This window comes from Streptomyces sp. NPDC048191, from assembly GCF_040652655.1.
Classification (GTDB): domain Bacteria; phylum Actinomycetota; class Actinomycetes; order Streptomycetales; family Streptomycetaceae; genus Streptomyces.
Genome location: NZ_JBEZMO010000033.1, coordinates 86672 through 93461, shown reverse-complemented (window position 1 = coordinate 93461; position 6790 = coordinate 86672). Strand labels below are relative to the sequence as shown.

Annotated in this window: 5 protein-coding genes; 3 read left to right on the top strand and 2 right to left on the bottom strand. The window is 72.0% G+C overall.

Translation table 11 applies throughout. The features are described from left to right. Window positions 1–103: 103 nt before the first annotated feature. The 3 genes from AB0D93_RS35120 (at window position 104) to AB0D93_RS35110 (ending at window position 5282) form a co-directional block, all read left to right on the top strand. Complete coding sequence (locus AB0D93_RS35120; protein WP_362128609.1) at window positions 104–1393, top strand: ribonuclease D; 1290 nt, start codon at window positions 104–106, stop codon at window positions 1391–1393. A gap of 545 nt (window positions 1394–1938) precedes the next feature. Next, window positions 1939–3156 carry an acetyl-CoA C-acyltransferase gene (locus tag AB0D93_RS35115; protein WP_362128606.1) on the top strand — a complete coding sequence of 406 codons (1218 nt, stop codon included), beginning with the start codon at window positions 1939–1941 and terminating at the stop codon, window positions 3154–3156. Then, the gene (locus AB0D93_RS35110) at window positions 3153–5282 is read left to right on the top strand and encodes a 3-hydroxyacyl-CoA dehydrogenase NAD-binding domain-containing protein (protein ID WP_362128603.1); all 2130 of its coding nucleotides are present in this window, start codon (window positions 3153–3155) and stop codon (window positions 5280–5282) included. The genes AB0D93_RS35115 and AB0D93_RS35110 overlap by 4 nt, the downstream gene beginning before the upstream one ends. 60 nt (window positions 5283–5342) lie before the next feature. Here AB0D93_RS35110 and AB0D93_RS35105 read toward each other — a convergent pair whose 3' ends face one another. Together AB0D93_RS35105 and AB0D93_RS35100 are read right to left on the bottom strand one after the other, a co-directional pair. After that, entirely contained in the window at window positions 5343–5735 is a 393-nt protein-coding gene (locus tag AB0D93_RS35105; protein WP_362128623.1) for a hypothetical protein, read from the bottom strand. A gap of 10 nt (window positions 5736–5745) precedes the next feature. Further along, on the bottom strand, window positions 5746–6762 hold the full coding sequence (locus tag AB0D93_RS35100; protein ID WP_362128600.1) for a hypothetical protein: 1017 nt from the start codon (window positions 6760–6762) through the stop codon (window positions 5746–5748). Window positions 6763–6790: the final 28 nt, after the last annotated feature.

The window sequence follows — 6790 nt, the reverse complement described above, 5'->3', positions numbered from 1 at the left end:
CCGTGGTGGTAGGGGCGATTCGCGGGAGAGGGGGACAGGCGCGGCATGCGCCCCATGATATCTGGGTCGACGGGCGCCGTCCACACACGGATACCCTTGACAGGTGACCGACGCCCAAGACACCGCAGCAGACAGCTCCCTGCGCATCACCGGAGGCACCCCTCCGGACGACGCCGGATCTTCTGTGACGGAGGCGCCGACACCGCTGCTCGAACCCCGTGAGGGCATCCCCCCGGTCGTCACCGACCAGGCCGCCCTCGCCGAGGTGGTCGCCGCCTTCGCCGCGGGGTCCGGCCCCGTCGCCGTCGACGCGGAACGCGCCTCCGGCTACCGCTACGGCCAGCGCGCCTATCTGGTGCAGCTGCGCCGCGAGGGCGCCGGGACCGCGCTGATCGACCCCGTGGCCTGCCCCGATCTGTCCGGGCTCGGCGTGGCGCTGACCGGCGTCGAGTGGGTGCTGCACGCGGCCACCCAGGACCTGCCCTGCCTGCGGGAAATAGGTATGGTCCCGAGCCGGCTCTTCGACACCGAGCTGGCCGGCCGGCTCGCCGGGTTCCCCCGGGTCGGCCTCGGCGCCATGGTGGAAAACGTTCTCGGCTTCGTCCTGGAGAAGGGTCACTCCGCCGTCGACTGGTCGACCCGGCCGCTGCCCGAGCCCTGGCTGCGCTACGCCGCGCTCGACGTGGAGCTCCTCGTCGACCTGCGGGACGCCCTGGAGAAGGAGCTGGACCGGCAGGGCAAGCTCGAGTGGGCCCTGCAGGAGTTCGACGCGATCGCCGCCGCGCCGCCGGCCGAGCCGCGCAAGGACCCCTGGCGCCGTACGTCCGGGATGCACAAGGTGCGCAGGCGCCGGCAGCTCGGGGTCGTACGGGAGCTGTGGGAGACGCGGGATCGCATCGCGCAGCGCAGGGACGTCTCGCCGGGCAAGGTGCTGAGCGACGCGGCCATCGTCGAGGCGGCGCTCGCGCTGCCGGCCAATGCGCACGCGCTGGCCGCGCTGAACGGGTTCGGGCACCGGATGGGACGCCGGCAGCTGGAGCAGTGGCAGGCGGCCGTGGACCGGGCCAGGGCGCTGTCCGACAGCGCCCTGCCGCAGCCGGGGCAGCCGGTCACCGGACCGCCGCCACCGCGGGCCTGGGCCGACAAGGATCCGGCCGCGGCAGCCCGGCTGTCCGCGGCCCGCGCAGGTGTGACGGCACTCGCCGAGCAGCTCAACATGCCTCAGGAGAACCTCGTGTCGCCGGACACGGTCCGGCGGATCTGCTGGGAGCCGCCGAAGGTGGTCGACACCGGATCCGTGGCGCTCGCGCTGGCCGGGTACGGCGCGCGGGCCTGGCAGGTGGAACAGGTGACGCCGGTGCTGGTGCGGGCGCTGTCGGCGAAGGGCGTCTAGCCTCCCGGCCCGGCGCCGGGGGCCGCGCGGAAAGCGGCAGGGACGTCGAGATCTCGCCAAGATCCTGCGCCGGCCCGCAGCGGCGCGCCTGGCCGGCACCGCGCCGTGCCTGGTGGTACCTCGCACGACGCACCCACGGCCGTCCGTGCCGGGCGGTACGGCACCGGCGTGCGGGAGCGACGACACGGCCTCGTTCCCGGGGCCGGTCCCGGCCGTGGTGTGCCGCTCGGTGGTGTGCATCGGACCGAGCGCCTTCCTGCCGCTCTACGTCCGCCGGCGTCCGGGCGGGAGTGCGGTCATCCGGCGCGCTGTTCGTGCCCTGCCCCGGCGGCGCGGTCGGCTCCGTGCCGGGCGGCGCGCCGGCCGGGCGAGGGGGCGGGGTCACGGTGTGCCGCCGGTCGCGCGCGTCCCTGGTGGTGTGACGTTCACCGCTCCAGCCGGGGGGACTGGGCAGTCACGTTACTCGTAAGTAGCATGGTGCTGAGCGCGCGCTCAGTGCATGCGTGCCGCAGCAGTGCCATCCCGCACCCTGGAGGAGAGCCATCGTGCCTCGTACCGTCAGGGACGTCGTCTTCGTCGACGGCGTCCGCACCCCGTTCGGCAAGGCGGGCCCGAAGGGCATCTACCACGAGACCCGCGCCGACGACCTTGTCGTGAAGGCGATCCGGGAGCTGCTGCGCCGCAACCCCGGCCTGGACCCGAAGAAGATCGACGAGGTCGCCATCGCCGCGACCACCCAGATCGGCGACCAGGGCCTGACCCTCGGCCGCACCGCGGGCATCCTCGCCGGTCTGCCGCAGTCCGTCCCCGGCTACTCCATCGACCGCATGTGCGCCGGCGCGCTGACCGCCGTGACGACCACCGCCGGTTCGATCGCCTTCGGCGCCTACGACGCCGTCATCGCCGGTGGCGTGGAGCACATGGGCCGCCACCCGATGGGCGAGGGCGTGGACCCGAACCCGCGGTTCGTCTCCGAGAAGCTGGTCGACGAGTCCGCCCTGTTCATGGGCATGACCGCGGAGAACCTGCACGACCGCTACCCGCACATCACCAAGCTCCGCGCCGACGAGTACGCGGTGCGCTCGCAGGAGAAGGCCGCCAAGGCGTACGCCAACGGCAAGATCCAGCAGGACCTGGTGCCGATCTCGGTGCGCCGCACCAACGCCGACGCCGGCGAGACCGGCTGGGGTCTGGTCACCGCCGACGAGCCGATGCGCCCCGGCACGACCCTGGAGAACCTGCAGGGCCTCAAGACGCCGTTCCGCGTCCACGGCCGGGTCACCGCCGGTAACGCGGCCGGTCTGAACGACGGCGCCACCGCGTCGATCATCGCGAGCGAGGACTTCGCCCGCGAGAACGGCCTGCCGGTCAAGATGCGCCTCGTGTCGTACGCCTTCGCCGGCGTCGAGCCGGAGGTCATGGGCTACGGCCCGATCCCGGCCACGGAGAAGGCCCTCGCCAAGGCGGGCCTGTCCATCTCCGACATCGGCCTGTTCGAGATCAACGAGGCCTTCGCCGTCCAGGTGCTGGCCCTCCTCGACCACTACGGCATCGCGGACGACGACGAGCGCGTCAACCAGTACGGCGGCGCCATCGCCTTCGGTCACCCGCTGGCCTCCTCCGGCGTCCGTCTGATGACGCAGCTGGCCCGCCAGTTCGAGGAGCAGCCGCAGGTCCGCTACGGCCTGACCACCATGTGCGTCGGCTTCGGCATGGGCGCGACGGTCATCTGGGAGAACCCGCACTTCGAGGGGGACAAGTGAGCACCACCACCGAGCTTCTGAAGCAGGCCTCGGAGCTGTTCCCCGACGAGGTCGTGACGTCGGCGCACGTACGCCACTTCGACCTGCCGTTCGGCGCCGGCCGCTTCGCGCTGATCACGCTGGACAACGGTTTCGACCACACCAAGCCGACCACCTTCGGCCCGGGCTCGCTGGCGAACCTGAACGCCGCCATCGACCAGGTCGAGAAGGAGGCGGCGGACGGCGGGATCGTCGGCGTCGGCATCACCGGCAAGCCGTTCATCTTCGCGGTCGGCGCCGACCTCAAGGGCGTGGAGATCCTCAAGGAGCACGAGCACGCGCTCGCCATCGGCAAGGGCGGCCACGACGTCTTCAAGCGCCTGTCCGGCCTGGCCGTCCCGACCTTCGCGTACTACAACGGCGCGGCCATGGGCGGCGGTGTCGAGGTCGGTCTGCACTGCACCTACCGCACGGTGTCGAAGGCCGTCCCGGCGTTCTCGCTCCCCGAGGTCTTCCTCGGCCTGGTCCCCGGCTGGGGCGGCTGCACCCTGCTGCCGAACCTGATCGGCGCCGACAAGGCCGTCTCGGTCATCATCGAGAACTCGCTGAACCAGAACAAGCAGCTCAAGGGCAAGCAGGTCTTCGAGCTCGGGATCGCCGACGCGATCTTCGAGGGCGCGGACTTCCTGGAGCAGTCGCTGCTGTGGACCGCGCAGGTCCTCAAGGGCGACGTCCAGGTCGAGCGTCCGGTGATCGACCGCGGCGAGGCCTGGGACCAGGCCGTCGCCAAGGGCCGCTTCATCGCGGACTCCAAGGTGCACGGCGCGGCCCCGGCCGCCTACCGCGCCCTCGACATCATCGCCGCCGCCAAGAACGGCGACCTGCAGCAGGGTTACGACGCCGAGGACCAGGCCCTCGCGGACCTGATCATGAGCGGTGAACTGCGCGCCGGTCTCTACGCGTTCAACCTGGTCCAGAAGCGCGCCAAGCGTCCCGCCGGCGCCCCGGACAAGAACCTGGCGCGTCCGGTCACCAAGGTCGGCGTGGTCGGCGCGGGCCTGATGGCCTCGCAGCTCGCCCTGCTCTTCCTGCGCCGCCTGGAGGTGCCGGTCGTGCTGACCGACATCGACCAGGAGCGCGTCGACAAGGGTGTGGGCTACGTCCACGCCGAGATCGACAAGCTGCTCGGCAAGGGCCGGATCAACCAGGACAAGGCCAACCGCCTCAAGGCGCTGGTCACCGGTGTCCTGGACAAGGCCGAGGGCTTCGCGGACGCGGACTTCGTCATCGAGGCCGTGTTCGAGGAGATCGGTGTCAAGCAGCAGGTGTTCGCGGAGGTCGAGGCGGTCGCTCCGGCGCACGCGATCCTCGCGACCAACACCTCCTCGCTCTCGGTGTCGGAGATGGCGTCGAAGCTGAAGCACCCCGAGCGGGTCGTCGGCTTCCACTTCTTCAACCCGGTCGCGGTCCTGCCGCTGCTGGAGATCGTCCGCGGCGAGAAGACCGACGACGCCTCCCTGGCCACCGCGTTCGCCGTCGCCAAGAAGCTGAAGAAGACCGCGGTCCTCACCAAGGACGCCCCGGCGTTCGTCGTGAACCGCATCCTGACCCGTTTCATGGGCGAGATCCAGAACGTCATCGACGAGGGCACCCCGGTCGAGGTCGCCGAGAAGGCCGTCGAGCCGCTCGGTCTGCCGATGTCCCCGCTGGTGCTGCTGGAACTGGTCGGTCCGGCGATCGGCCTGCACGTCTCGGAGACCCTCAACCGGGCCTTCCCGGAGCGCTTCACGGTCTCCCCGAACCTCGCGGCCGTCGTCAAGGCGGGCAAGCGCGGCTTCTACGTCTACGACAGCGGCAAGCCGGAGCTGGACCCCGAGGTCGCCGCGCTGCTGAAGCAGGGCGACGTCGTCCTGACCGAAGAGCAGGTGCGGGCGCGGGTGCTGGACGCGGTGGCGCAGGAGATCGGGCTCATGCTCGACGAGGGCGTCGTCGCCGAGGCCCAGGACATCGACCTGTGCCTGATCACGGGCGCCGGCTGGCCCTTCCACCTGGGCGGCATCACGCCGTACCTGGACCGCGAGGGCGTCTCGGAGCGCGTGAACGGCAAGAGGTTCCTGGAGCCCGGCCTGGCGAGCGTCCCGGCGTAGGGCACCGCGTACGGTCGTACGATGCCCGGCACACCGAGTGGTGTGCCGGGCATCGGCGTGTCAGCCGGCGGACGCGGGGGCGTCCTCGACGTGGACGACGTGCAGGTGTCTGCCGTCCTGGTCGCGCTTGGAGCGCCCGTGGATCCCGACGGCCAGGTGCGAGGTGTCCTCGGACTCCTCGAGGGCGACGAAGGTGACGACGTCCGGGTGATGGCACGTCACCAGCCAGCCCTCGCCGTTGTTCAGTTCGAGCACACGGAAGTCGCCCGCCGGGCCGCCCACGCTCACGGGGCCGTACTCGCGCAGGATCCCGGTGGCCCGATCGGCGAGCCCTGCCCCGGGCTCCTCCAGCACCACGCACGTGCCGTGCTCGAACAGCACCCACGGCTTTCCGGATCCGGCGAGGAGACGCCGCCAGGCGTCGATGAGTGTCTCGGTGTCCACGGTGGCCATCATGGCGCACTCACACCTGCCGCCACGCCTGCAGGGCCAGCCCCGGTTCGTCCTTGCGGCGGGTCAGCAGGAGTTGGCCGGTCGACGCCGACAACGTTGCCGCCACGACCCGGTCGTCCTCGTCCGTCGTCAGGGACACGGTCGCGTCCACCGGCAGCCGCGGGCCCGACTCGGTCCACCAGGCGCCCGCCGGCTCCAGTTCGGTGGGGTAGGCGGCGAAGGCGACGCGGCCGCTCGCCGAACGCTGGGCGAGCAGGGTGCAGTCGTGGCCGTCGAGGGTGCAGCGGACCGCGGAGACCGGGCCGGAGCCGGCCGCGGGCAGCAGGGTGGCCGGCTTGCCGCCGGGGCGCCAGGCGCACAGGTCGCCGGAGGTGCTCGTGTAGTAAACGGTTGTGCTGTCGGGGGAGGTGGCCAGGGCGTACAGGGTGCCCGGGCGGACCGGGGCCTGCAGGGACTCCGTGAGCACCGGCTCGGCGCCCGGCTCCTCCTGACGCCAGTGGAGCAGCCCGTCGGGGACGGCCGCGTACAGCTCGACCCGGCCGGACTCCCCCGTCACCGCCGCCAGGCCGTCCCGGACGTTCTCGCCCTTCAGGTCCCGCCAGGGGCCCCAGCCGCCCTTCTCCTTCTGCATGAGCAGGCGCACCCCGCCCTGGCCGTCGGGCACGAAGACATGGGCGCGGCCCTGGGCGTCGACGGCGACCGCGGGCGTACCGGTGCGCTCGCCCTTCTTCAGCGGGTGGCCGAGCGGGTTCCAGTCCAGGGCCGAAAGGCGCGGGCGGAAGTGGGTGGAGTGCACCAGGCCCGACTCGCCCTTGACGGTGGGCCGCCAGGAGACGAGGTGGGCATAGCCGTCGGCGCCCTGGCCGACCGCCAGGACGGGGTGCAGCTTCTGGTCGCCGCCCACCGTGCGCGGGGCGGTCCAGGGGCCGCCGGGCTCGCGTTCCGCCCGGCACAGGACGGCCTCGCCCGACAGCTGGTAGACACTGAGCCGGCCGTCGCGGCCACGCAGGAGCCAGTCGCCGTTCACCGTTTCACTCTATGCCGTGGGTCCCCAA

Excerpts from the sequence above, each read along its gene's own strand:
- AB0D93_RS35105 (WP_362128623.1), bottom strand. The coding sequence starts at position 5,735 with ATGGCCACCGTGGACACCGAGACACTCATCGACGCCTGGCGGCGTCTC.